Origin of the sequence: Cupriavidus pampae (assembly GCF_914271485.1) — a bacterium.
In the GTDB taxonomy this organism is placed as follows: Bacteria; Pseudomonadota; Gammaproteobacteria; order Burkholderiales; family Burkholderiaceae; genus Cupriavidus; species Cupriavidus pampae.
Genome location: NZ_CAJZAG010000031.1, coordinates 1 through 2,542 on the forward strand (window position 1 = coordinate 1; position 2,542 = coordinate 2,542).

Consider the following 2,542-nt stretch of genomic DNA (forward strand, 5'->3'; position numbering starts at 1 on the left):
TGCGTATTTCGGCGAACGTGACCGCCGATTTCGGGATCGTGACCGATTCGGCGGGATGGGAGTTGCGCGGTGTCGATTGTAGGGTTTCGTATCAGTCTTGGTCGAGTCCTGGTTCCAGGATGGTAGGTTTTGGGGATGCTTTTCTGAGCGACTCGCCGGTGAGCGTGATCCGGTGATGACGCTGCATGAGACGGTCGAGCATCGCATCAGCGATGGTCTCGTCGCCGATCCAACTGTGCCAATGCTCAATCGGCAACTGGCTAGTGACGATGGTCGCCTTGCCCGCCGCACGATCATCAATCATCTCGAGCAGATCGTTTCGAACCATTGCGTCGAGGGGAGCCATGCCCCAATCGTCCAGTAGCAAGACGTCAACGCGGGCGACCTGCAGCAGCCATTTGGTGAAGCCGCCGTTGCCGTGAAGTACGCGCAGTTCCTCGGCAAGTCGTGGCACGCGCAGATACAAGGCGGAGTGCCCGCGCCGGCAGGCATATTGCGCCAGGGCGCAGGCGAGCCATGATTTACCAGCGCCCGTTGGGCCGCTGATGAGCAGGCTGTAGCCACTTTCAACCCAGTCGCCAAGGGCCAAGCTCGTGAGGGAGCGCGGGTCCACGCCTCGACCGGAACGGGTGTCGAGGTCCTCGATGGCGGCCTGCGGATACTTGAGACGCGCCTGCTTGAGCAGTCGGGTTCGGCGCCGGTCATCACGCCAACTGGCTTCCCGGTCGACCAGCAGGGACAGTCGTTCCTCGAAGCTCAGGCTGGCCGCGCCGGGCTGCGTCAACTGTTCTTCGAGGCCATCAACGAAGCCGTCCAGCTTCAGGGTGCGCAACTGTGTCAGGGTCTGGTGCATCATCATGGTGGAGTCTCTTTATTGGTAATAACTGGAGCCGCGTACATGCGCGTGGCTCGGGCTGATCCAGTCGGCAGGCGTTGCCGCCGCAGAGCGGTCGCGGTTGTTGATCAGGATGTCGCGCACATGGCGGTAACGGTGCACGCCCAGTTCCAGCGCCAGCGCGGACGCGGCTTCGAGACGGTCACGGCCATAGCGCCGAGACAGGGAGAGCAATCCGAGGCACGCGCGATAGCCGTGTTCAGGATGGCGTTGCTCCTGCAGCAGTCGCGTGACGAGCGCACCAGTTGCCGCGCCGATCTGCTGGCCCCAGTGAATCAACCGCTGCGGCGTCCATTCGAGATGGGCGCGGTGCGCCGCGGGCATGTGCTCGACGACGGTGGTGTAGCCACCCAAGCGCTCATTGCGGGCGTGGCTGGCAACGCGGCGGCCGCGATGTAACAGTTCGACAGCCCCTGCCGTGATGCGCGCATCGAGCTTGAGGCCGACCAGGGCGTGCGGGACGCTGTAACGGTGTTTGTTGATCTCGACGTGATAGTCGATGTGAACCGTCACAGTCTTGAAGTGCGCCAGCTCATAGGGCTGTGCCGGCAACGGTTGCAGAGCCGGCGCATCTAGTTCGGTGAACGCGCTGGCGCGGCATCCCGGCAACTTCTGGAACGGGCGCTCGTTTAGGTTCTTCAGCAGCGGCCGGATCGCGTCATCGACCGACTGAACCGACGCAAACTGATGATGACGCAGGCGCGCCATGATCCAACGCTCGACCACCTGGACTGCAACTTCTACCTTCGGCTTGTCCTGCGGACGATACACACGTGCCGGCAAGAATGAGGTGCCGTAATGACGCGCGAAGTCCAGGACGGTATCGCCGGCGCGCGGCTCGTAGCGGTCCGGATCGGCAATCATGGCGCGTGGGTTGTCCGGGACGACCAACTGCGGCACGCCGCCATAGAAGGTCAGCGCCCGTGCGATGCCGCCCAGCCAGTCCTCCATCCTTTCGGCCGGCGTCGCGCACGCGAACGTATAGCTCGAGGCGCCCATGGCGGCCACGAAGATGTGTGCGCGGCGTCCGGTCGTCAGCGGCAACGTGGGGCCGGCGAAGTCGACGAACAGCTTCTCGCCGGCGCGGTGGATCTGACGCATTGAGCGCTTCAGGCGTTTGGTGAATGCCTTGTAGTGCTCGCAGAACTGCGTATAGCGATAGGTCTGCCGATCCGCAAACTCCGCCTGATATTCCTCCCACAGCAGGGTGAGCGTCATACCTTTGCGGCGCAGCTCCTGGTGAATTCGCCCGTAGTCGGGCTGGGCGTACGCTGCTGGTCCCGTGGGCTTGCCGAGTAGCCGTCGCTCGAGTTCGGCTTCGTCCATATCGCAGGCGCTCGCCCAGTCCAGTCCAGCAGCGCCGGCCAGGCCGACGTACTTTGTGACCACGCCCTTGGAAATGCCCAGCGATGCGGCGATCCGATCATGCGAGAAGCCGCCGTCGAATTTAAGTCGTAAAACGTCCTTGATCATGCGCATGTTCATCCGGTGCGCGGGCATGCTTCCTCCGGCCAAAGCCGGCGAGCATAGCCCGCGTGGTTGATGTCATGCGCAACGCCAATCCTGCCTTCCGGTTCGCTCGGTCACGTTGCCGAAATCACCGGTCACGATCCCGAAACGGCCGGTCACGTTCGGCCGAAATACGCA

At 63.1% G+C, this 2,542-nt stretch carries 2 protein-coding genes; both read right to left on the reverse strand.

From position 1 onward, the window contains the following. Positions 1 to 91 precede the first annotated feature (91 nt). A complete protein-coding gene (istB, locus tag LDO41_RS34090) occupies positions 92 to 859 on the reverse strand; it encodes an IS21-like element helper ATPase IstB (RefSeq protein WP_223995886.1) in 768 nt (255 codons plus the stop codon). A 12-nt stretch (positions 860 to 871) separates the two neighbouring features. After that, positions 872 to 2,395, reverse strand: coding sequence for an IS21 family transposase (gene istA / locus LDO41_RS34095; RefSeq protein ID WP_223995887.1), 1,524 nt, complete (start codon positions 2,393 to 2,395; stop codon positions 872 to 874). Between the last annotated feature and the right edge of the window lie 147 nt (positions 2,396 to 2,542).

What these genes read in the sequence shown, in the direction of transcription:
- istB (WP_223995886.1), bottom strand. Translation starts at nt 859, where the DNA reads ATGATGATGCACCAGACCCTGACACAGTTGCGCACCCTGAAGCTGGAC.
- istA (WP_223995887.1), bottom strand. Translation starts at nt 2,395, where the DNA reads ATGCCCGCGCACCGGATGAACATGCGCATGATCAAGGACGTTTTACGA.